The following is a 24,046-nucleotide window of genomic DNA, read 5'->3' as shown; positions in this document are numbered from 1 at the left end:
AACAGCGCCACCTTTCCATTAATACCCGCCTTACGAGCCGGAACAGTGGTAAACGGTAAGCGCGTGCATAAAGTCCAGCTTGATAACGATGATATCACGCTTTACTGGTTGGCGATTAATCCACTTACTGGAAAGGCCAAAAATAAAACCCCAATTCAAAGCCAGATAGATAAAGCTTACCCCGAATTATCAGCAGGTTTGCATTTACCAAAATTCGCGAGAATTGAATCACCAAGTGAAGCAGTCAGTGCTGGTGATATTTCTGATCCGTTCCGGCCAAAATATGCTGTAGATGTGCAATTACTGGATAGTGATGGCAACGAATCAGCCGCACCTACCTACAAAGCAGTGCCGCTGCCTTTACCCATGGCAGGGGTTGAATGTGGTATGTTTCAATTTCCACCGGAGGGAACTTTAGTTGAAATTGCTTTTGAAGGTGGGAGGCCCGATAAACCGTTTATCCGGCAAACACTCAGTCAAAATAATACCCTCCCAGACATACAACCAGGGGAACAATTGCAGCAGCAACGCAAAGAAGTTTTTCAGCGCGTGACACAAGATGGTAGCTGGAATCGTGAAACAGACCAAAGCATCAATGAAGCATCAATGATCCGAAATATCAAAGCGGACAAAGAACAACGCGAACTGGTCGCGAGAGAAACCACAGTACAGGCCAATGACACATTAACCGTTTTAGGTACTAGAAAACTATTAGCAGGTGCAATCCAGAATTTAGCCGAGGGTGACTACGCAATAGCAACATCATCAAACTATGTCGGCAGTATTGAAAAAGACATGACTATTGAGGTTGGTCAGAATGCCACTGTAGAAATTGGACAGAAGCTAATAGAGAAAGTTGGGCAAATAAAGCAAAGTATTGCTGGCGTACAACAACAAATCATAGCCCCTATCATTTGGATAGGTAGCCAACAAATCAACGTTGCTCAGCTGATGATAGATACGTTAGATGTGGTCAAGGAATTAGCAGAACTCACCGCATCACATACTCACAGTAATACAGGCACACCAACTAACGCATCAGCTATCAAAGGCACTGGCACCAAGTCAGACAGCTTGAATAAAAAGTATTCCCCTGTTATTGGTAAGTAAAGTTATCGTCCACCATTTGCCCATCTAACGTGGGCTTTTTGTACCTTCAATAAAACTGTCTGAGCGCCATTCTGAGCGCATCACATAACAAACCACATCAACGATAAACAAAATGGAACGCACCTGCTGCATAGCCCTGAGAAATCACAGCGCCCACGAAATAAAAGTTTTCACCACGTAAAACGCACTACACCGCACCCGCCTGCACAATTTGGATCTAAAAATTATTTCAGTTTTAAAATTCTACAAAACATATTGCTAAGCCTCGCCGTTACTAGGGTCTTGCGATGAATTGCAAAATGAAATGAGTGAAAAGAATTTCAGTGAATTTCAGTTTGTGGATCACAAAACGGATCGCAACAAAAAGATAACGCAATGAAAGATAATGAGAATTTCTATTTTACGTGGGTTTGGTTGGATCGCGATATTAGCCGCATATTTTCAAAAAGCCTGCAACCATGCGGCTTGAGCGAAAATGAAAAACTGAAATGAGTTACATAGATATTTGGGGAATTGAGCGTGACATACTTTCAAAAAAATAAATCACGCTGTGACATATCATGAAAAAATCAACCGCTGCCAGAAAAAAGCCGCTGCCATTTTGCTGCCACTGACTATTAAAAACAAAAAAGCCACTTGCTAAGAAGTGGCTTAATGCACTGATTTAACAGCTAAAATTGGTGGCCCCTGCTGGATTTGAACCAGCGACCAAGCGATTATGAGTCGCCTGCTCTAACCACTGAGCCAAGGGGCCTAAGTGGGATGCATTATACGTGCTGTTTTTGCGCGGGTCTAGTCTTTATAAATCATATGCTTGTTTTATAAACAAAATCCGTAAATTTAATGGCTTCCCTGTCTGTGGTTATTTATATTAACTATTGCAGTTTAAGTTCATGAACGATAACTGAACAAGAACAACTTATTGATAAATTTGTCTTCAATATTTAATAACCCAGTTAAGAATAAAAAAACAACTAAATCATTAAGAAATTTCCAAAAGTCTATTTATAAAGTTTAAGTAGAGATAATATATTATTATAATTGACGTTAAATAACAGCAAGCAAAGAAATATAAATATTATAAAATTTTCGCTTCTTATCTCATAAGAAATAACAGGCTGAATAAAATAAATAATTTAATTCAACCAAATTAATATAAATTATTGAGTGACATCATTAAGTTGAATTTAAAGAAAACATTAGAAAAATTATATAGTATAAACTTGATATATCTGATTATATATCAATACTAATAACATATTCAGTAATATTAAATATATATTCATTGTGGTACAGCGTTAATCAAAATACGCCTAGCGCGTTTATTTTGAATTCCACACTATTAGGGAAAAGAAAATATGGATACCAATCGTTGTTTAGTGTTTACTAATTACGCAATAAATAACAATAGTATAGAAGGAAAAGTATTAGCCACGTCACCAAAAGGAATACTAGAACATATCATAAATTTTTTTACTTTAGGTGGCGTGGAAAGAAAATTATCTAAGCAATATGATAATTTAATGCAAACAATGACCTGCGCACTGGAAAAAAAAATTGCTAATTCAAATTGCTATCATATTCCTGAAGAAATCAAATTTAATTTTAACGGTTGTACGGTAACCACTAAACCCTCGCAATATCATTCAGACAAGCTATCTGTTTGTGTTGAAGGACCGACAGGAGAACATTTTACTTCAGACATCGATAAGCATGCATTTAAAACAACCGCTACCGTGATGTTATTAAATAACCGAATTGATCCAAATATATACATCAAGCAAGGAAGGATGTTTTTATTAGATACTGATCTATCTGCCAGAATTTTAGACGGCATTGATTTAGCGGGTGCCTATTTGTCAAATGTAAATTTTAACGGAACAGACTTATCCGCAGCAAATCTGCAAAATTCAGATATTATAAATACAACATTTGATCATGCAAAATTAATAGAAGCAAATTTAAACGGTGCAAAAATTGAAAAATCAACATTCAATTATGCAAAATTAGATTCAGCATTGTTAGAAAAAACCTCAATAGCCGGCGCTAATTTTGATCACGCAACACTTAATTATGCAAACCTGACTGACACTAAAATTATTAACCTAAAACTAGCTGACGGCGAAATCAAAACCAATACATTCAATCATGCCACATTAAATTCAACATTGTTAGAAAGAGCCACCCTACTTAGCGCTAATTTTGATCATGCAACACTTACTCAGGCAAATCTAACCGATGCAACAATTCAAAATACAACATTTAATTATGCAAAATTAGATTCAGCATTGTTAGTAAGAGCCTCCATAGCTGGTGCTAATCTGGATCACGCAACACTTATTAAGGCAGACTTAACCGAAGCTAAATTAGCTAAATTAAAAATATCCAACGAAGAAATTAAAGAGACGACATTAAAGTTTGCCCGTTTAGATTCTGCATTGTTAAATAAGGCGATTCTATCGTCCATTCAGATGCAAGGAGCAACACTTATTAAAGCCGATTTACGTCAAGCAAATATTTTCAAATCTGACTGTGACAGTGTCAATTTCAGTAATGCTTTATTAAGCAAAGCAAGCATAAAAGGGACTTTTTTTCAAAAATCAATATTTACTAAAGCCGATTTAAGTCACACAAAAATAATTGCATCTGATTTATCTGATACAAAACTGCAAAATACAAAATTAAACAACGCTGATTTTTCCAGTTCCTATTTTATATTATCAGATATGACGGATGCCGATCTAAGCGGAGCAGAATTATTTTCCACAAATATGCAAGGGGTAAAATTGACAAATGCAAACTTACACCTGGCAAATCTGAGATATGCTAATTTAAAAAATGCAGATCTCAGTAAAACTATTTTAATTGAAGCAAAGCTTAATAATATAGATTTAGTCGGCGCTGTTCTGGAAAAAGCAAACCTATCCGAAGCAGTGCTTGACAATGCCAATTTGAGTTTTGCTAGTTTATATCAAGCTACCTTAAAAAATGCTCATTTAAAAAATACCTGTTTAGCTGGAGCTATTTTACAAGAAACAAATATCAGTGACGCTAATTTAACAGAAGCAGATTTCACACCAGGCATCTATTTAAAAGGAATAGTTGTTCCTAAAGAAAAATTAACTGAAGCAAAGCTAGCAGCGGCTATTTTGTTACAAAAAATAAACATTAACCAACTCAAGATCACAGAAGAGAACATTGCAGCTTCCTTATCACAAAAAACAGATGTTATTGCAGGATATTTAGCCGCCGCGATCTTATTACATAAAAGAAATAACCATGATTTAAAAAACATAACGCTTACTAATACCAATCTGATAAGAGCAAAAGCAGCAGCTACTGCTTTATTACAAAAAACAAATCCTGCTGATATAAATTCAGCAGTAAGCTTATTACAACAAATAAATATGACTAAAACCAATTTAGCAAATGCGATCTCATTACAAAAAACAAATCTTATTGATGCTATTTTAATAAACACCAACTTACAAAAGGCAGATATTACTGATGCTGATTTAACCAATGCTAACTGTCAAAAAGCCAATTTCACTAATGCAACTTTAATAAATGTTATCTTAAAAAATGCCAATCTTGCTGATGCAAATTTAACTAATGCTAACTGCCAAAAAGCTAAGTTCAGTAAAGCCGATTTAACAAGAACAGATTTTGCTGAAGCAAATCTACAAGATGTAAAGTTCTCTAAACATCATCTAAAAAGAGAATTTCTGCAAGAGATGAATTTAACGGTAGAAAAGTTTGAAGCAAAAACAAACAAATTAAAAAACAAAATCAATAAAGTATTCCATTTAAACTAGGCAAATCTTATGGTGATAAAACTCAATATCTTGACACTTATTAAATAAAATTTTGCTAGCTTATTTATTGTCACTAACGGTTTGTATGCAGACAGCGTCATCCATTATTCCGTTAGTGACATTGCTTTAAAAACATAAAGGCCGACACAAACTGGGCTCAATAATCAACAGAGTGGATTTTACTAATCACAGATAGATATTGCTGTTGGTAATTATTTATTTAACTAAAAATAAACATTTATCATTATCTTTTATTTAAAGATAAAAATATTAAATGTTAATATTTAATTAAAAATACCACCTCCTCACCCAAAATAACACATTAAATTTTACATATTTTTAATTAATAATTAAAATTCATGCAAATTATTTTACTATTTTGTTTTTTATAAAAATTAATTAAATAACTAGGCAACTTGCTTTGGCAAAGAAAAATATTGCTATATTTCTAGTAAAGCAAATTAACCACCAACGAAAATTTAACCTTAATTAACAAAATTTAATAATATCCAGCAAAATTAAGACATTAACCGTTAAAATTTAATTTTTTTTATTTTAATCTACTATTAAGATCACATTTTTATATCAATTAACTTACTTTCATTTTTCTATTTTGCCAACCTAAGCTTATATTTTTTCATTCAATAAAACACAAAGCATTTTATTCGTGAACAAACTCATAAAAATGCAAATTACCATTAGATAAATATATCTGTTTTTATCTAAAGTTATATGCAAATTGAAACGATTCAGCTTGCATAAAATAAAACCTAAAATAGCTTCTGTTTTTTATTGGATAAAACTGCAGCGTTTCACTCATTTATGTGTATAGGAGAAAACATGTTTGATGTGCCTAAAAAAAATATCCATTTAGCACAATTTGCCGACCATAAACAGCATGCCATCGCACAAGTTGCCCAAGCATTAATCAATGCAGGTTACGTTACACCAGATTATCTTACCGGTATGCAAAAAAGGGAAAATCAAGCCTCAACTTATTTAGGCAATGGCATTGCCATTCTTCATGGTACCGTAGATACACGCCATAATGTATTACAGACAGGTGTTCAAATATTTCAGTTTCCACAGGGTATAGATTGGGATAATGGCCAAAAAGCTTATATTGTCATCGGCATCGCCGCTAAATCAGAGGAACATTTAAGTTTATTGCGACAACTAACTCATATTCTAAGCGATGAAAATATTGCCAAGCAAATGGCAACCACCACATCAATTGATTCAATATATAATATCTTGCTAGCTAAAGAGCCGATTGATAACTTCATTTTCAAAGCTTCTATGATCTCGTTAGATGTTGATACCAACCATATTATGACACTCCAGGCATTAAATATTAATCACTTACAAGATGCCAATGCCATTAATAATGATTTCATCGTTGATGTGATCACAAATCCACCGCTTTATTTAGGCCAAGGTATCTGGCTTAGTGATAGTAAAAAAGGTAACCTAAAAACAGCCATGGCAATTGCACGGCCTAAAAATCCTCTATCATATCAAGATCATCAGCTTTGCCTACTTATCACGCTATCATGCAAAGATAATCGGGCTAATAACACCTTAAATCACTTAGCTAATTTATTGATCGATAAAAAAACAGCAAAATTGCTACAAGCACCCGATGCAGTACAGATATTTACTTTACTAACGACTAACATAAGCGAAGAAAAAGGGACGCTATCAGCAGAATTTACTTTAAATAATAAACATGGATTACATGCTCGCCCAAGTTCACAATTAGTTAATACAATAAAAAAATTTAATAGCAAAGTCACTATTACTAATTTAGATGGGAACGGAATTCCTGCCAATGGCCATAATGTAATGAGTGTCATTGGATTAGTTGCTCGTCAAAATGATCGTATCCAATTTAAGATCAGTGGCCCTGACGCCCAAGCAACCTTATATGCCATTGAGCAGGTGATTAACGCTAATATGGATGAAAAAATTACATGAAAGGTAAAGTTGCAACCATTACATTAAATCCGGCATATGATTTAATCGGTATGGTAGACAATATTGAAAAAGGTGCCGTCAACTTAGTTAAAACCCATGGATTGTATCCAGCAGGCAAAGGCATTAATGTTGCTAATACATTAAAAAATCTAAATATTGATGTTACTGTCGGTGGTTTTTTAGGTAAAGAAAATCTAAACGATTTTCAACACGACTTCAAAGAGCGTGGGCTCACAAATCGTTTTCATGTGATTGAAGGCAGAACTCGCATTAACGTCAAATTGACTGAAAAAAATAGTGTGGTTAGTGATTTTAATTTTTCCGGCTTTGAAGTTAATAAACAAGATTGGCAGTATTTCGCTAGAGATTCACTTAGCTGGTTAAGTCAATTTGATATGGTCTGTGTTAGTGGTAGTTTACCCAAGGGTATCGATTTAGATGATTTTACTGACTGGATGAAACGGCTCCGTAATCAGTGTATGTGCGTCATATTTGATAGTAGCCGAGAAGCATTAATTACCGGTTTAAAAGCCAACCCTTGGTTGGTGAAACCAAATCGACATGAATTAGAAAGTTGGATTGGCCACCCTTTACCTACCTATCAAGAAATCGCCAAAGCAGCACAACAATTACGTTCTCAAGGCATTGCTCATGTTGTGATTTCCTTAGGCGAAGAAGGTGCAATGTGGGTCAACGCATCCGGTGCCTGGTTAGCAACACCGCCAAAATGCCAGGTTGTTAGTACAGTTGGTGCCGGAGATGCCATGGTCGGAGGTTTAATTTATGGCTTAATGATGCGGCAAACAAGTGAACATACATTGCGCTTAGCAACAGCTATTAGTGCCATATCAGTCAGCCAAGGTAATGTTAGGAGTATGGATCGGCAACAACTGACAAAAATGATGAACCAAGTTGCTCTGATCCCATTTCAAATATAAGGAATCTCTTGATGAAAACAATTGCTATTATCCACTCACCCCAAATGTCAGCAAGAACCTATCTTGCTAAGCAAATGCTATGTCAGCAGATACAACAACAATCTTTAAAATTAACGGATAATGCTGCGGATGCTGAATTGATTATTGCTATTGGTGAAAATATAGCTGATGAACAGCAATTAATCGGTAAAAAAGTTTTCTTTACTAATGAAACACAGATAATACGTGCGCCAGAAAAGACTCTCTCTATGGCCGAAAATAAAGCGATCATTGCGGACAAAGCAAATCTTATTAAATCAGCAACCGCAAAAAATCAGCGTGTTTTAGCCGTGACCGCTTGTCCTACAGGTGTGGCACATACTTTTATGGCAGCAGAAGCATTAGAAACTGAAGCTAAAAAGCGAGGCTGGCAAATCAAGGTAGAAACGCGTGGTTCGGTTGGAACTGGCAATGAAATTACCTTAGAAGAGATTAATGACGCCGATTTTATTATTGCTGCCACTGATATTGAAGTTGATTTAGCGAAATTTGCTGGTAAACGTATTTATCACACCTCAACAAGCGCCGCTTTAAAAAGAACGGCGCAAGAGATGGATAATGCGTTAGCTAAAGCTGAATGTTATCTACCTAACAAAATAAAAAACAGCTCAGACAACTCAACTGAGAAAACAACAACCCAAGGGGTCTATCGTCATCTGCTTACTGGTGTTTCTTACATGTTACCCATGGTAGTAGCCGGTGGCCTCTGTATCGCTCTCTCTTTTATGTTTGGTTTAGATGCTGCCGAGCAACCAGGTACATTAGCTGCGGCATTAATGCAAATTGGTAAACACTCTGCTTTAGCCCTCATGGTACCCATTTTATCTGGTTATATTGCTTACTCGATTGCTGACAGAACGGGCTTAACGCCTGGATTAGTGGGTGGCATGTTAGCAGTTAGCACCAATGCCGGCTTTCTTGGTGGTATCATTGCTGGTTTTATGGCTGGCTATGTCGCTAAATCGCTCAATCAATACTTTCCATTACCAAAAAGTATGGCGTCCCTAAAACCAATCCTAATCGTGCCATTATTCGCCACGTTAATCACTGGCTTAGTCATGATCTATATTATTGGTAATCCCGTTTCCTGGATAATGACCGCCCTTACAGAATGGCTAACCAACATAGGCACAACTAATGCCGTCATTTTAGGTATTATTTTAGGTGCCATGATGTGTACAGATATGGGAGGACCCGTTAATAAAGCCTCTTATGCATTTGGTGTCGCTTTATTAAGCGCCCAAACTTATGGACCTATGGCAGCCATTATGGCAGCGGGTATGGTTCCCCCTTTAGCCATGGGACTTGCGACATTATTTGCCCGTCACAAGTTTTCAACTAATGAACGTGAAGGCGGCAAAGCAGCGTTCGTATTAGGTCTATGTTTTATTTCTGAAGGCGCCATTCCCTTTGCTGCCCGTGACCCAATGCGAGTATTACCCATCTGTATGCTTGGCGGGGCAATTACCGGTGCATTATCGATGTATTTTCATGTCACACTAATGGCGCCTCATGGTGGACTATTTGTTATGTTGATCCCTGGCGCGGTACAACCAATTATTGCTTATCTGTTAGCGATTATGTGTGGGACTTTAATCAGTGCAATATTATATGCCTATTTAAAAAGACCCGAAGTAGAAACTTCATTGAATAAAAAAATACTTAACTAATTATTTTGTCATTAACAAAAAGAGAATTGTTAATGACAAAGATAATCATTAATAGATTTACAAGCCTAAACAGAGAGTATGGTAAAATCAATCGGTTGCACTAAGATTTAATGCTAATTAAAATTTAAACTAGCTTAAAATAACTGGTCTGCTTGCTAGCTAAATAAAGACATTCTTTATTTGATATATATTGTTAACTAAAGCGATTGACCATTTAGCCAACCATTCACTAACATATGTCTATCTTGAGCAAAATTTTTATTTACTCATAAATTACTCAATTTAAATTTAGTAAAGTTAATCCTGTTATAGCAACAATTAAATAACTTTAATTTACGCTAATATAGATAAATTATATTATTATAATATTTTTTATTTTGTCAGAAATAACTCACTAATGAGAAAATAACGCAATGAAAACCGAAGAATTTATGACATATCTAAATGCATTTTGGTCAGAGATTAATTTACATCCGATATGGCTATTTACCATATTATTTAGCATAGCGATGAGCAAATCTACGGTTGTCTTATCTTCTTTTCTACCGCCGGCATCTGTTATGTTATTAACCGGTATTACTGCCAGTCTGCCAAAACTAAATAGTTTAGTTTGGTTGGCGATTACTTTAGGTGCCACCACCGGTTCAATAATTTCCTACTATTTGGGTAATCAAATAACCCGCAGGAATTTATTCAGTCGTTTTTTTAGTCGTTATCAATCAACTATTGATAATGCCCATAACAAATTACAAAACCAAGGAATAACCGTGTTATTTACATCTTGTTTTATAGCTGTATTAAGATACATGATCCCATTAGTCGCCGGCATGTTATTAATGAACCGAACTAAGGTATATAGTATTTGTTTATTATCAGCAGCTATTTGGGCAGCCGTATTTATTTTAATTGTTAAAGGCACATTTACTATTATTGCACCAGAAACATTTATGTAATATAAATGGCATTATTTAAGATAGTAAAAACAAAAAGTTAAAAGAATTTATAATGTTTTAATTTAAACCATCTAATTTTTATCCATTCATATTTCAAATAATCATCTCTTTTACTTTATAATAAAATAAAGACAACATTTTCTTATTTTGACTGTTGAAATTTGACTTTCTTAAATCTTAACTAAACAACTTAAAGAAAAAATTGTAATCAAGATAAGTAAATTTATAATCGCTGGCGTTCAACACTGTTGACGTGAAATACAATAAACGATCTCGTTATGGCGAGGCTACCTAACAAACAAAAGTTACTGCCGTACTTGCATGGAGACAGGCTTGTATTGGTAAAACAGGTATGATCGAATCAAGGTCTTACAAAAGTAACTTTCCGCTTGGAATACGTTGTTAGAAGCTAAAACCTAAACGTTGGGATCTCCTTCCCACGTTAGTTCGCCCCGGTGAGAGATTTTAACACCTATAGGGGACTTTTTTATGGCTTTACCTATCCAACAAAATACATTTAAACCTCGCTATCATGTTGACCAGGCAAACGCGACTGCCACTTCATATATGACACAGAATTATATGACTTTACCAGAACATATTTCTGTTGCAGAAGCAAAAAAAGTTTTTCTGGAAAAACTTGAGGAAAATAGTATTACTAACCAAATTTTCATTACGACTAATGAAATATTAATCGGTATTTTATCAGTGAAATCGCTTTTAAAACACCCAACTGATAGTGATAGCATCAACCAACTGATGAAACCCAATTTTTTCTTTGTGGCCCCAGATGCTAAACGCACAGAATTAGCAAAATCATTGCATGACTGCGGTTTCGATCTGGTGCCAGTATTAGATAAAGGTGTATTAGTTGGCGCCCTTAGCGAACGAGAAATTGATCGCATATTGGAAGATGATGCAACCGAAGATGCTCAATTACAAGGTGGTAGTTTACCGTTAGATAAACCCTATCTGCAAATGAGTCCTTTTGCCCTGTGGAAAAAACGTAGTGTATGGTTACTTTTATTATTTATTGCAGAAGCCTATACCAGCACGGTCATCAAATCATTTGAAGAGCAGTTAGAAGCGGTAATTGCTTTAGCCTTCTTTATTCCACTATTAGTGGGAACAGGTGGTAACAGTGGTACTCAGATTACGTCAACGATTGTTCGTTCAATGGCGATTGGAGAACTTTCCATCAGTCATTTATGGCAGATTTTACGTAAAGAAATGTCGACTGCGGTATTAATCGCCATCACTTTAGGGGCAGCAGGGATCTTACGTGCTAGCTTTATGAATATTGGTTGGGATATTTGTATTGTTGTCAGTCTGTCACTGATCTGTATAACTCTCTGGTCAGCCATTGTCTCTTCGGTCATTCCTCTACTACTTAAAAGATGTGGTATTGATCCAGCGGTAGTTTCAGCACCATTTATCACAACACTGGTTGATGGTACTGGTCTGATTATTTATTTCGAAATTGCCAAAGTTATCCTCAATATATAACAAACAACAGGCTCGGTCAGTTACCGAGCCTTTATCATTAAAATCTAAATATTTACTGATTAAAATTAACGTAAAAATAACACCCAGTTATTCCCTAACTTATTCTAAATTGTAATAGTTTTTTAAGATATCACTGTCGTATGATCATTTAATTACATCAAAGTAAATTGCCATCTATTTTTCATCAATATTGTATTAATTAACAACTCGCCTACTGTAACGAATTTGCATTTTAATTTACTTAATTTGTATGATTTTAATTAAATAGGATTAAAAAACAGCGCAAATCAGATAAAACTAAATTAAAGCTCAACAAAAAATAGAAAAGTTTGCTAGTTAGCAGCAACTCCGTTTGAATATCGATCCTGAAATTTTCCTGCATGCTTGAAATAAAATTTTCTATTAAGGGAAATATTTATGAAAAAAATTAACAGACAAAATTTGGCTTTCTTTACTTTTGGCTTAGCATTGCTCACTATGATGGGTATTTTAGGGGTTGATACTTATTTGCCCTCTATTCCTGATATCGCAAAAGAATTTAATAAAAGTCTCTCATCAACCCAGCTTTCAATCATGGCCTATACCTTGGCAATTGGCTTAGGACAATTAATCTTTGGTCCACTTTCCGATGCCATTGGTCGCCGCAGAATTATGTTAACCGGTGCGGCTATCTATGCAGCAACAACATTCATGTTAACACAAACAGAAAGTCTACCTGCTTTTCTTGTTATTCGTGTTATCCAAGGATTGAGTATCTCAATCACCTTAGTCACCTCCGTCAGCGCAGTACGTGATGTTTCGCGAGGAACTGTCGCTGCTCTACTATATAGCATCATCATTACGATTGAAGGCTTTGTCCCGATTGCGTCACCATTAATTGGCGGTTTTATCAATGATTTATGGGGATGGCGCAGTATATTCGGCTTAATTTTTATCTACGCCTTAATTACCATTGTCTATGTCTTTTTTGCTTTTCCTGAAACGTTATCAGTAAAAAAACGGACAACTTTTTCTTGGCGCAAAACCAGCAATATATATCAATATATTGCCTGCCAACCCAAATTCTATTTACCTTGTTTATCGCTCGGTTTATCTTTTTCATTAATTTATTGTTATGTAACCGCGGCGCCATTTATTTTTATGATCAAATTTGGTGCTAGCGCCTCAATTTTCGGTATCTACTCGGCTATTATCGGGCTTTTTTTATTGGCAGGCGCATTTTTATCCAGCAAATTGCTACGAAAATTTAGTGCGACAAAAATTTTATCCATTTGGCTAAGATCGCTGCAAATATTAATAATTGTATTTATTCCGATATTTATCTACCAAAATAATACCATCACTTTCTTTGCATTCTTTGCCATTATTATGTTTACTGGCGGGTTATTCGAATCTCTATATACCTATTTAACAATGAGTAGCCAAAAAAATAGTCTGGGAGCAACCTCAGCATTGATGGGCTCAGCTTCCTTAGTCATTCCTTCTATGATCGGCGGCATAGGTAGTTTCTTTATTGAAATGAATTTATATCTATGGATGGTTTATATTTTAATTTTAGTTACCTGCATGGCATTAATGCTAACTAAATATCAAAAATTATAAATTTATTGATCAGTTGGGATAAACTCAACTGATCAATACAGCATTAAAACAATCAATGACGCTATAAAAATAAGCGGATCATATTCTACCAATAACGCAGCTACGCTATTTGAACCGATTGACGCATCTAAAAGAGGCATCATAAAAGTAATAACCATTATTAGCAAAAATTTACTTTGCTCTCTTCATCAGCCAGCCTCTGATTTATTAGATCCTATAAATAAAAAATAAAAGTTTTTTATAAAAGTATTTAATCTTAATTTACTATATTTTTACATTTTAATTACATAAAGGATCGTTATGATGCCGTTTATCGATTCAACACTTTCATCCTCGCACAGTTTTTTATCAATATCCGATTCAACTCACCGCCAAAAAACAGAGAACGAAAATAGATCCAGTGAAAACCATGTGACCAGCAGCGAAACAACGCTAACCAATCCGATAGTACAGAACCAAGAAACTGCGCAAACTTCATTGTCAAAAAGCTTCGTCAGAGATAACCATGGTATTGTTACGGTTATTAATCAATCGCTTTATCAGCCTAAACCTATTTTATCGCTTAACACTAATGATTTTAATAAACTTGTCTATGATGAACAGAATCAACGCTTACGTTCCTTATTAATTGAAGACGGTTATCCACTCGACCAATATGATAACGCAATACAGACCCTTTCACTGGTAAACCCTGTCATTGATTATCTGACTCGCTATAAAGATGATAAAGAGAAGATAACTGCTCTTGTCAGGTTATTGTTACAGCCGTTAGGTGAATATGGTGCTAAGCAAGGAGAAAAAATCTCTTCTGCTCGGCAACAAGCCGTCATTGCCAATTGGTTACAATACACTATATTCGGTATGTCAACGGAAGCATGGATGTTAAATCAGGTCAGTGATATCCAATCACAGGAACATTCCCTCTTCCATCATGCTAATCTACAACGTCGGTTATTCAATCAACTAAATGATTATCACACGCCTAACAAATTGTCAGCGCAAGCCCGTATTTACTATCAACAACAAGTTATCAATCGCATCCTGCCAACCTTTATGCTACAAACTGACGACGAGCAGCAACAAAAAACTTTGTCTAACATGATGATAAATCAACCAGAATGGGGCTATCTGCAGGCCGGCCTAACAATACTCAATGAAAGCGGTGCTGATATTAACAACATGAGTCTGGAAGATATTAGCAATAACGGTATGTTGCTGGCCGCGCTTTTGCAGGAACAACTTGTGCCAGCTGAGTATAATCGATACTTCAAATTACCAGCCCTTATCCATCACCAGTTAAATTGCGAAAATAGCGCGCTAGCAACACCGTTAGCAATGACGGCTGTTTATGACAATTATTTTGCTTATTTAAAACAATCTGGCCAAAATAATCCTTTTATCAAACTGATTACTTTGCTACAGAATTGGCAATCCCGGCCGGAGCTTGCCCGCCAACAATTAAAAGAGCATGATATTGATGAAGGTTGGATAAATGACTATTTATATAAAAATCGACAAGTTAACTATCTCAATCGGCGAGGTGAGACGGCATTATTACCCAATATTGATAAAGTATTTAAAGATCAAAATCAACAAATTACAGCGCTTACCGCACAGATAGAAAAGATCCTGCTATCTCAGATCTTTAACTCAATCAGCGAAGAAGAACAAATTTTTATTCAACAGGCTGACATTCAATTAATGAAGGTTGAATTTAGTGCCATCGCTAGTTTGCAAGGTATCCCATTATCGCCAGCCACAAGGCTAGGAATAAAGGATTCAGACGGATTAGTGACTCGCGTGCCGGAATCGATTGATATGCTGAAGTGTAGCTTTAACGGCAAAGAATGAATGTATGCCTTAACCACAGACCATGGCATCGGTAGTTATAAATTACATCGGGTTGACGATCATAAAGACGCTATTCTTGGCCTGTTTTATCATGATGATAAAGCCCGCTATGATGATGATTATAAATTAAAAACCTACCCCATTTTGCCCTTAAAAACCGCTCAGGATAAACCGGACATGCTGATCGACAAGCTTGTTAAGCGTCGTGCGGAAAAATTATGCGAAAAATTGCATCAGGAAGGTTATCAAGAAACTAGCCGGCAAAAAGCGGACGCTTTTTTCTTAAGTCTTATTCCGTTTTATTCCACGATCACAGAGGCGCAAAAGGGTAATAAAGAGGAGGCGCTGCAAGCAGGTGCATTTGATCTAGTCAGTTTTTTTCCGTTTTTTGACCAAAGTGTGCAAGTGAGTAGTCGGGTTATTGTCGCGCTGGAAGAAGCTGCCATTAATGGGGTTAAAACGGGACTAAAAAAAGCAACTTTTCAGCAAGCATTACGTGAAGGCGGTAAACAGTTTGTTAAATTTGGTATTCCACAGATCACCAACCGCTTACCAGCTGAAACTTATAGGGACTTAGGCGTATCTTTTTTACGTAGTGCGGATCCCGGTTTTGAATTATTAACATCAGGGGGAATAAAAGGTATTAATGCCTTAAAAAATGCCGCACAGCAGCTCCAACAGAAAGTTCACGGATTAACCCCATTAATCAAAGCACTGAAAAAAAAAGCACAAGACTTACCGATTGAGCTGGCTAGCCCTTACAAAGTGGAGACAGCTTATCGTCCGGATTTGAGAAAAGAGGTTCAGGTAGTAAAGATTGGGAAACAACGAGGTAAAGACATTTGGGTGCAAATCAATCTGCAAACAAATACCCTTTATGGCCGCAAATATCTGCGCAATGCGGCGGGTGAGCTGGAATTAGCACCAGTGTCAATACGTGAGCGGCTTTATCAATTAAAAACCCAAGGCCTGGGTGGTAAAAGGGCTAATGAAGCCGCTAAACACTGGTTATCTGAACCTAATACTTCTAGTTTCTATCAATCACAACAACGAAAGCTGCAAGCATTAAGCAGACAATTGGCCAAACGGCGACCTGACGTCAACCTTAATTTATCGGGTGAAGACTTCAGTTACCTCAATCTTACCCAGGTTTTGGGTAACTACCATAACCTTGCTCAGGCTAATTTACAAGGTACCAATCTAAGTAGAGCTAACCTGACAGATATTATCATGGTGGAGGCGAATTTAGCAAAAGCAATCATGAACCAGACTCAATTGGTGAATGCTAATCTACGCGCGGCTAACTTAAATGAAGCGCAATTAATTGGGGCTAACTTAGCTAAGGCTGATTTATGTGACACTAATTTAGTCGACTCTGCCATGAATGACACTATATTAGAAGGCGCTTATTTAAATAATAGTAACTTGACTAACAGTAATTTGACTGGCGCCAATTTAGCGCAAGCTAAGATAGCCAATACTAACTTAACGAATGCCAATCTAACCAAGGCTAACCTAACTGACGCCTCTTCAATTGATACTAACCTGCAAGGTGTAAATTTCACTAACGCCAATTTAACAAAAGCCAATTTAAATGCTCTTACCCTGCGTGGAGCAATTTTCAATCAAGCTGATCTAACCGGAGCTAACCTAGCCAACACTGATGTTAGCAATGCCGATCTGAGTAACACGATCCTGAAAGAGCTAAGCATTATGAACACTAATTTTGCCGGTGCTTCTTTAAATGATAGTTTCACTCTTCACCTGCCTAATGAATGGGATGAAGATGAGTTAGATGGGATGCTTAATCATTTCAATAATCAAAGCAGTCTACTAACCAGTCTTAATAGTATTGATGACAGATATCAGGAATTAAAAAATAAGTTGGCGCTACAACTAATTCACTCTTTTGACCAGCCTGACATTAATCTTAACCATGTGACTTTACCGCTAGTGGATATTCTAGGAAAACCCTCTTTTATGACCAATAAAGAAATTAGTACTTTTGTCAATAAACTGATGGATAACTACCTGGCAAACCCCTCAACCCAATTAATTAATACGCTGCAAACACATCCGGCGCTCATCAATATTTTTCTCAATCATTTTAACCACCAACCGGATCTGATGGTGTCAGCGAAATTTAATAGTAGTTTTATTCAAACGATCTTGGCCGCAAGAACGCAAACAGGTATTGATAGCGTGACTACAAAACTGGCTAACAAGATCTATGAAAAATATTTACAACTGCCTGAAATAAAGCAACAACTAGAATATGAACAAATTGAAGGAATATTTGGTGATTTTGCCGGTAAGGTAGATTGGTCAGATAATAACGCACAAAACTATCTGTTACTTTCTCCGACCAAGGCGGGTAGAACATTAGTGGTTGCTGAAAATAATCTGACAAAAATGCTAGATCCTGATCTGGAAACCAAGTGGAATAACATTTTTGTTTTTCAGCATGGCGAAAATTTAAGTTCTCAGCAATTCATTCTAGAGGAATGCTTCAACCAAGATTTCCCACTGTTTTCTAGTCATTTTACTTATAGTCAACACCAAGCAACATTCAATAAACTGATTAAGACATTAAATTTAGACCAACAACTTAATACACTATTTTTTCAGGCACAAAAATCCAATACTTTTGCCACTAAATTAATTGATGAGACATCACAGCAGACATTGAAGGAGATTTTTGCTCATGTGATCGATCTTGAACACGGCTATAGCTTAAAAAATGACAATTATAACCAGATCATAAAGCTATATGATTTGACAGCCAGTAGCGAGCGAAATAAAGCAGAACACCTACTTTCTTTATCCGCCGTTTTTACCCGCTATTCATCTAGTGCTATTTTTGGTACTGAATTAGATTCGCCCCTCATGCTTAGATATTATGCTTACGCCTTAATGGAAAAAGCCCACAAACTTGATCCCACCCTGATTACAGAAAATATCTTTAATGATTGGAAAGATCGATTACTTGGCTGCACAAATACCTTTACTTGTTCGGCCGCCTTATATAATCAGATGATTGATTATGCGACGGAACACTGTCATGATGTTTTGAAAAAAATTCAACCACCCGCTTGGCGCTAAAGCGCAAAAAACTTGATAATAGCCTAAAAAGAGCATTGCTAACGGTAACAAAAAAGATTAAATATTATGAAAAATTTAAATTTTTTATACGATCCGTTAATAATCATCTATAGTTAGGATCATATCAATGAAAGATAGATGTAAATAATATTGTCATCTAATCTAATAGGAGGTTATATGAAAAAATGCCTATCGCTGATTGTGTCATACTTATTGATGATAATCGCTTTCCTGTTAATATCATCAATCTCATTCTATTGCATGTTTTTATTCGACTGGCATGATAAGGCCACTGGTTATCTATACCTTATTGGCGCGGTAGTCGTATCGTTAATCCTGCTGTATTTGTCTGATAAAATCAAATGCATTGCCCTTGCATGTCATCATAAGCATGAGCATATATAGCTTGTTGACACTCACTGTTTTTTCTACCTATTTTGTCTAGGCTAAATATTTTCAATATTATTGCATTAGAAAAAAGAGGCAAGAAAAAACAGCAAAACTATTTTTCCAGTTCAAGACAGTGAAATGCCGTCCCAGTTTGAGCGGTTAATAGCTCTCCCCATGCAACGGGTTGTTCATCATGCAATAATCGAACCCGAGTTTCCAACGTCACCTTGCCTGTCAAATTTTCAGCGGCGATCAAAGTATAAAGTTGCGCTAGTGGCAAATCAATGGTGGCCACTTGAGCTAAATAGGGTATTTGGTTAAATGTTACCGTCGGTCGGATCTCTTTTACCCATAATTGATTAATATCGGTTAATTTCACAATTGCCAATGGTTCATGCCACCATAATAATGCTTCATTTTGCCGAATATCCACATCACCAGCTAACCAATAACCATAGCTATGACGAATACTTTCACAATCAGCAATAAAACCGGCTAACAATTTAACCGTCACTTGCACAGATGGAACGTCACATGGTGTCCAATCGGCGAAAGCAGCCTGCCATTTTTCCAATCCAATATTGACCACCACAAACTGACATTCGTCTACTGTAATAACGGGATAAATACCCTTAGGCAAGTGGTAATCAATCGGCTGTTGGCTCAATCTTGCATTAACTGTGTCACCAAGTAATGCAAACCAGGCTGCGCTAATACAAGGAAACAAATCTTCAGTAACAAGAGTTGGATCAGCGCTCCCGCTATAGGTTTGTAGCGCCTGCTGCCAATTAGGATTGTCACACCAAATACCGACTGAATCATCGGACAACCATGACCACCACTGGCCATCTCCTTCAACATAAGCAAGCTGAATGCGACAATTATCTTTTGCTAAACCGGTGCTTAACCACTGGTAAAGCATTCGCTGGTCATTGTGCACCATCTTCTATCTCCAAAGAGAGTAAAAAACCTCGTTGTGCTAATGTTGCTGTTAATTTTTGCTTTACCCGAGCCAAAACACGACATTGCACAGAATTAGCCGGTTTTAACTGTAAATGTACCGCACCGTGTTTTTGCCAGCGCGCAATGATAACCATACCCATCATCGGGCCATTCAGTAAGCGATAATTTAAACTATTACCTTGACGTAACAGATAAACATTATTTAATGTATCTGATCTATTGCGATAAGCCAGTGTCTCTGATACCGAAGACCAACCAGCGGCTGACGCAGCGTTGTCAGGCTGTTGCACCTGCAAAAAACGTTCAAAACGCCGTTTTAGTTCCGGATCAGTCTCCTGGCGGCGTTGAATATTAGCCACCCTACTCGCGGTGACAACATTACGCTCGATCATATTAGTCATTCACCACCTCTTTCAGTTTTTCTTGATTCTTAATCATTAGCAGACGTTGTTTAGCTAGTTGCTCCTTTTGGCGCTCAAGCTCAGCGATCGTTTCAGCCAGCTGATCGATACGCTCTTTTAGGGCTCGCTCGGCCAGATAAACTTCCCTCATAGATTGCTTAAATAATGCTAATTGGTCACGGGAAATGGTCTCATTTGGCAATGCAGGCGTTGCTAAATCGTGCCAAAGTTTCATCCGTTGCCCTTCCAACTCGGCAACGGTTGATTGTAGCGCTTGCTGCTCACGCTCAATTTGTTGCCATTGAGATTGCAAGCTTATTTCTCGCTGTTGTCGTATTTGCAATAATTTTTTAATAACAACGCGCTCAATGTCAGAGAATTGCTCTTTCATAGACCCTAAACCAATTGGCTAAGATTTTCTATCGTCTGGTAAAACGAAACCCATTCATCGCAATCCTGACGCAGAAATTGATTAATTGGCTGATTTTTTTCAATTGCTTCATCGGTATCTTTATCTTGCCCAAATTGATATTCGCCAACACGAATCAATAGCTGCACATCTTGAAAAAGTGCTCGCAATTGCCGTAAGCGAAGTGCATGTAAGCTATGCTCTTTACTAACAATATTATCCATAACTCGGCTAACACTGGCGTTGATATCAATAGCGGGAAAATGTCCTGCGGCAGCTAATTGGCGCGATAAAACAATATGGCCATCTAAAATAGAACGCACTTCATCAGCGACAGGTTCATTCATATTATCACCTTCTACTAACACGGTATAAATAGCACTAATACTACCTACCTTAGCGGGGCCAGCCCGCTCTAATAAAGCGGCCATATGCACAAACACACTAGGCGGAAAGCCATTGGCAACCGGTGGTTCTCCTGCTGCTAAACCAATTTCCCGTGCCGCACGCGCAAAACGGGTCAATGAATCCACCATCAACAATACCCGTTTACCTTGATCACGAAAATATTCAGCAATGGTGGTTGCCGTCAAAGAAGCTTTCATTCGCTCTAACGGCGGACGATCGGAGGTGGCGACAACTAAGATGGTTTTTTTTCGCGCAGCAGCCGGTAAATGATTATCGAGAAATTCTCGCACTTCACGTCCACGCTCGCCAACCAAAGCCAATACCACCACATCAGCTTCACAGCCCCGAGCTAACATACCCAATAGAGTAGTTTTCCCACCACCGGCGGCAGCAAAAATACCGATCCTTTGGCCCATACCCAGCGTCAAAATACCATCTATCGCTTTGATACCGGTTGGCAAAACTTCGCTAATTAACTGACGTGTCAAGGGGTCTGGCGCCGCGTTATGATTACTACGCCATTCACCCGCGTTCGGCATTTTTTCTAACGGCCGCCCTAAGCCATCCACAATGCCACCTAATAAATGCTCACCTACCGGCACGCGATGACCATGACCTAAACGTTCAACATAAGCGCCAGCCACTAATCCGTTGGTAGTGTCAAACGATGACAACCAGGCTTCTTGCGCTTTAATGGTAACGACCTCTGCAGCTAACCGATTATCAATTAGACATAATTCACCTTGTTTAGCGCCTGGCAGCGTCACTTTAACCAAATTAGTGGATACTTCCTGTACTTTACCAAGGCATCGATAAGGAAGAATATCCGTCAATGGCTGAAAGAGAGGAGAGGCCATCGCTTGAATGATTTTTGCTTTATCCAGTGAGCGCATCCAGTTTCTCCCCCATAATATCAACCTGAGCAAGGACTTTGATATTGGCATCTTCACCAATTTCTTGGAATGAAAGTACAGCGGTTGTTGCCAATGCCGGTTCGATAATTTTGCGTAGATAGCGACGTACATCCAATGAAGTTAATACGACACAGCCAACCTGAGTGGGTAACTTTTGTTTTATAGCCGCAATAATCTGCTGCTCTTGGGCTGGTTCAAGGGCACAATAAGATCCTATCGCTGATTGACGAATAGATTCTCGAATACTATTTTCAATTCCGTCACCGACTAACAACATTGGGATCCAGCCCTCTTCGCTAGTAAAGCGTCGGCGAATATGCCGGCGAAGAGATACCCGAACATACTCAGTCAACATTACCGTATCTTTTTCTTTTGAACCCCATTCAACCAGCGTTTCAAAAATGGTTCTTAAATCACGAATAGAAATCTGTTCTTCAACTAAGCGTTGTAAAATATCGGTCACTTTACTAATTGGCAGTAAGCGCTGTAACTCCTTCACTAATTCGGCATAACGCATCTCCATCGCATCCATTAGATAACGCGTTTCCTGTACCCCTAAAAACTCCTTACCAAAGTGATAAATTACTTTTTCTACCAAATAGGTGACAATTTCTACTCCTTTATAGCCGACAGTTGGTGACAATGAGGGATGATCGTGCGCCAACCAATAAATCGTTTGATGATTAAAAATCAGTTGTTCCTGACGTACTTGAGGTAAGTCTATTGGTTGAGTTAATAAAATTGCCGCTGGATCTATCTCTGTCTTAAAGACAGGTTCTTGATATAACAGTATTTGTAATGTGTTTGTCTCTTTTGTGTCGACCTGCAACTGTATTTCAGGTAAAGGCAAGCCTAAATTTTCAAATAATTGCCAACGTAAATTTTGTAATTTGTCAGCCATTGTCTCAGTCATTATTTGTTGGCCAACGATGATTAATAGCGGGATTGTGCCAGGCGTCATCTCCCGCGATGCCTGCTCCGCTCCATTCTCTGCTGAAGGATAAATCTGACCTGTGCCTTTTTTCACTTTTACGTTACGCTTCATCCAATAAGAACAGCCAAATAGCATCAAGGCCAATGAACCAAATACAAACCAAGGAAAACCAGGGATGATAGCGAAAACTAATAAAATACCAGCGGTCAATTGCAATGACATAGGTTGACTAAGTATTTGTTGTACTAAATCACCTGCCAGATTATTTTTTTTTTCGCCGGGCACTCGAGTAACTATTAATCCTGCAGTTATGGAAATAAGCAATGACGGGATTTGCGCAATCAATCCATCGCCGACCGACAAAATGGCATAAGTATTCAGTGCTTCTGTCGCCGACATATTATGTTGGATCACGCCAATGGCAATCCCACCACAAATATTAGCTAAAATAACTATTACGCTGGCAATGGCGTCGCCTTTGACAAATTTCATCGCGCCATCCATGGCACCATAAAGTTGACTTTCCTTTTGTACCAATGCTCTTTGCCGTTTGGCTTCAGTTGCATCAATAATACCTGCCCGCATATCACCATCAATACTCATCTGTCGGCCCGGCATGCCATCGAGAGAAAATCGGGCGCTCACTTCGGCCACACGTTCAGAACCTTTAGTAATAACAATGAACTGTACAATAGTGATAATGGCAAAAATAATGATCCCAACTCCAAGATTACCGCCAACGACAAAATTACCAAAGGTATACACGATCTCACCAGCATCATGTTGTAATAAGATCAAGCGGCTAGTACTGATGGTCAATGCTAAACGATACAGTGTGGTAATCAACAACATGGATGGAAAGGCAGAGAAGTCAAGCGGATCACGAATATAGATAGCCATCATAAATAAAATGATCGATAACCCTAAGTTGATCGCGATTAAAACGTCAATTAAAGTCGTTGGCAGCGGTAAAATCATCATGAATACTGACAACATTAACATGGCGCTAAGGATAATATCTTGACGTCCTGCAATCTGAGATAACCAACGAGTTATTGACATTA

Annotated in this window: 15 protein-coding genes, 1 tRNA gene, 1 pseudogene and 1 riboswitch; of the genes and pseudogenes, 11 read left to right on the top strand and 6 right to left on the bottom strand. The window is 37.4% G+C overall.

Annotated elements, in window-relative coordinates; all coding sequences use genetic code 11:
- Nucleotides 1-1,110, top strand: a 1,110-nt coding sequence (locus tag H1X92_RS04220) for a hypothetical protein (RefSeq protein WP_180559000.1), incomplete at its 5' end; no start/stop codon positions are given.
- A 678-nt stretch (nt 1,111-1,788) separates the two neighbouring features.
- Here the strand turns inward: H1X92_RS04220 and H1X92_RS04215 are convergent.
- Nucleotides 1,789-1,864 (bottom strand) — tRNA-Ile (locus tag H1X92_RS04215).
- Between the two features lie 604 nt (nt 1,865-2,468).
- Here H1X92_RS04215 and H1X92_RS16190 point away from each other — a divergent pair.
- From H1X92_RS16190 to H1X92_RS04170, 10 genes and pseudogenes are all read left to right on the top strand, one after another.
- Nucleotides 2,469-2,846, top strand: a pseudogene (locus H1X92_RS16190) (hypothetical protein); the annotation flags it as partial.
- Nucleotides 2,847-2,900: 54 nt separating this feature from the next.
- The gene (locus H1X92_RS04210) at nt 2,901-4,925 is read left to right on the top strand and encodes a pentapeptide repeat-containing protein (RefSeq protein ID WP_180558999.1); all 2,025 of its coding nucleotides are present in this window, start codon (nt 2,901-2,903) and stop codon (nt 4,923-4,925) included.
- An 840-nt stretch (nt 4,926-5,765) separates the two neighbouring features.
- On the top strand, nt 5,766-6,902 hold the full coding sequence (gene fruB / locus H1X92_RS04205) for a fused PTS fructose transporter subunit IIA/HPr protein (RefSeq protein ID WP_180558998.1): 1,137 nt from the start codon (nt 5,766-5,768) through the stop codon (nt 6,900-6,902).
- The gene (gene fruK, locus H1X92_RS04200) at nt 6,899-7,840 is read left to right on the top strand and encodes a 1-phosphofructokinase (RefSeq protein ID WP_180558997.1); all 942 of its coding nucleotides are present in this window, start codon (nt 6,899-6,901) and stop codon (nt 7,838-7,840) included. The genes fruB and fruK overlap by 4 nt, the downstream gene beginning before the upstream one ends.
- An 11-nt stretch (nt 7,841-7,851) precedes the next feature.
- Nucleotides 7,852-9,549, top strand: coding sequence for a PTS fructose transporter subunit IIBC (fruA, locus tag H1X92_RS04195; RefSeq protein ID WP_180558996.1), 1,698 nt, complete (start codon nt 7,852-7,854; stop codon nt 9,547-9,549).
- A gap of 413 nt (nt 9,550-9,962) precedes the next feature.
- A complete protein-coding gene (locus tag H1X92_RS04190) occupies nt 9,963-10,502 on the top strand; it encodes a DedA family protein (protein ID WP_225506911.1) in 540 nt (179 codons plus the stop codon).
- A gap of 265 nt (nt 10,503-10,767) precedes the next feature.
- Nucleotides 10,768-10,937: riboswitch (M-box (ykoK) riboswitch) on the top strand.
- A 132-nt stretch (nt 10,938-11,069) separates the two neighbouring features.
- Complete coding sequence (locus tag H1X92_RS04185; RefSeq protein ID WP_370520654.1) at nt 11,070-12,008, top strand: magnesium transporter; 939 nt, start codon at nt 11,070-11,072, stop codon at nt 12,006-12,008.
- A gap of 417 nt (nt 12,009-12,425) precedes the next feature.
- Entirely contained in the window at nt 12,426-13,610 is a 1,185-nt protein-coding gene (locus H1X92_RS04180) for an MFS transporter (RefSeq protein ID WP_180558994.1), read from the top strand.
- Between the two features lie 300 nt (nt 13,611-13,910).
- A complete protein-coding gene (locus H1X92_RS04175) occupies nt 13,911-15,461 on the top strand; it encodes a hypothetical protein (RefSeq protein WP_180558993.1) in 1,551 nt (516 codons plus the stop codon).
- Complete coding sequence (locus H1X92_RS04170) at nt 15,462-18,563, top strand: pentapeptide repeat-containing protein (RefSeq protein WP_180558992.1); 3,102 nt, start codon at nt 15,462-15,464, stop codon at nt 18,561-18,563. It begins immediately after the preceding gene.
- A gap of 502 nt (nt 18,564-19,065) precedes the next feature.
- On the opposite strand, the gene H1X92_RS04165 is transcribed toward H1X92_RS04170, so the two are convergent.
- From H1X92_RS04165 to H1X92_RS04145, 5 genes are read right to left on the bottom strand one after another with little or no spacing between them, the layout of a single operon-like run.
- Nucleotides 19,066-19,896 (bottom strand): hypothetical protein, encoded by an 831-nt coding sequence (locus H1X92_RS04165; protein ID WP_180558991.1) that lies wholly within the window; start codon nt 19,894-19,896, stop codon nt 19,066-19,068.
- Nucleotides 19,883-20,317 carry a hypothetical protein gene (locus tag H1X92_RS04160; protein ID WP_180558990.1) on the bottom strand — a complete coding sequence of 145 codons (435 nt, stop codon included), beginning with the start codon at nt 20,315-20,317 and terminating at the stop codon, nt 19,883-19,885. Before H1X92_RS04160 ends, H1X92_RS04165 begins: the two co-directional genes overlap by 14 nt.
- The gene (locus H1X92_RS04155) at nt 20,310-20,708 is read right to left on the bottom strand and encodes a hypothetical protein (RefSeq protein WP_180558989.1); all 399 of its coding nucleotides are present in this window, start codon (nt 20,706-20,708) and stop codon (nt 20,310-20,312) included. The genes H1X92_RS04160 and H1X92_RS04155 overlap by 8 nt, the downstream gene beginning before the upstream one ends.
- 5 nt (nt 20,709-20,713) lie before the next feature.
- The gene (locus tag H1X92_RS04150; RefSeq protein ID WP_180558988.1) at nt 20,714-22,027 is read right to left on the bottom strand and encodes a FliI/YscN family ATPase; all 1,314 of its coding nucleotides are present in this window, start codon (nt 22,025-22,027) and stop codon (nt 20,714-20,716) included.
- Nucleotides 22,011-24,044 carry an EscV/YscV/HrcV family type III secretion system export apparatus protein gene (locus H1X92_RS04145; RefSeq protein WP_180558987.1) on the bottom strand — a complete coding sequence of 678 codons (2,034 nt, stop codon included), beginning with the start codon at nt 24,042-24,044 and terminating at the stop codon, nt 22,011-22,013. Before H1X92_RS04145 ends, H1X92_RS04150 begins: the two co-directional genes overlap by 17 nt.
- Nucleotides 24,045-24,046: the final 2 nt, after the last annotated feature.

The organism is Arsenophonus endosymbiont of Apis mellifera (assembly GCF_903968575.1).
In the GTDB taxonomy this organism is placed as follows: Bacteria; Pseudomonadota; Gammaproteobacteria; order Enterobacterales; family Enterobacteriaceae; genus Arsenophonus; species Arsenophonus apicola.
Note: the sequence above shows the minus strand (reverse complement) of the source record. Positions and strands in the feature narration are given on the sequence as shown.

Coding starts and splice junctions, on each gene's coding strand:
- H1X92_RS04170 (WP_180558992.1), top strand. CDS start 15,462: ATGTATGCCTTAACCACAGACCATGGCATCGGTAGTTATAAATTACAT.
- H1X92_RS04210 (WP_180558999.1), top strand. CDS start 2,901: ATGTTTTTATTAGATACTGATCTATCTGCCAGAATTTTAGACGGCATT.
- H1X92_RS04190 (WP_225506911.1), top strand. CDS start 9,963: ATGAAAACCGAAGAATTTATGACATATCTAAATGCATTTTGGTCAGAG.
- H1X92_RS04155 (WP_180558989.1), bottom strand. CDS start 20,708: ATGAAAGAGCAATTCTCTGACATTGAGCGCGTTGTTATTAAAAAATTA.
- H1X92_RS04175 (WP_180558993.1), top strand. CDS start 13,911: ATGATGCCGTTTATCGATTCAACACTTTCATCCTCGCACAGTTTTTTA.
- H1X92_RS04145 (WP_180558987.1), bottom strand. CDS start 24,044: ATGTCAATAACTCGTTGGTTATCTCAGATTGCAGGACGTCAAGATATT.
- fruK (WP_180558997.1), top strand. CDS start 6,899: ATGAAAGGTAAAGTTGCAACCATTACATTAAATCCGGCATATGATTTA.
- fruA (WP_180558996.1), top strand. CDS start 7,852: ATGAAAACAATTGCTATTATCCACTCACCCCAAATGTCAGCAAGAACC.
- H1X92_RS04165 (WP_180558991.1), bottom strand. CDS start 19,896: ATGGTGCACAATGACCAGCGAATGCTTTACCAGTGGTTAAGCACCGGT.
- H1X92_RS04160 (WP_180558990.1), bottom strand. CDS start 20,317: ATGACTAATATGATCGAGCGTAATGTTGTCACCGCGAGTAGGGTGGCT.
- fruB (WP_180558998.1), top strand. CDS start 5,766: ATGTTTGATGTGCCTAAAAAAAATATCCATTTAGCACAATTTGCCGAC.
- H1X92_RS04180 (WP_180558994.1), top strand. CDS start 12,426: ATGAAAAAAATTAACAGACAAAATTTGGCTTTCTTTACTTTTGGCTTA.
- H1X92_RS04150 (WP_180558988.1), bottom strand. CDS start 22,027: ATGCGCTCACTGGATAAAGCAAAAATCATTCAAGCGATGGCCTCTCCT.
- H1X92_RS04185 (WP_370520654.1), top strand. CDS start 11,070: ATGACACAGAATTATATGACTTTACCAGAACATATTTCTGTTGCAGAA.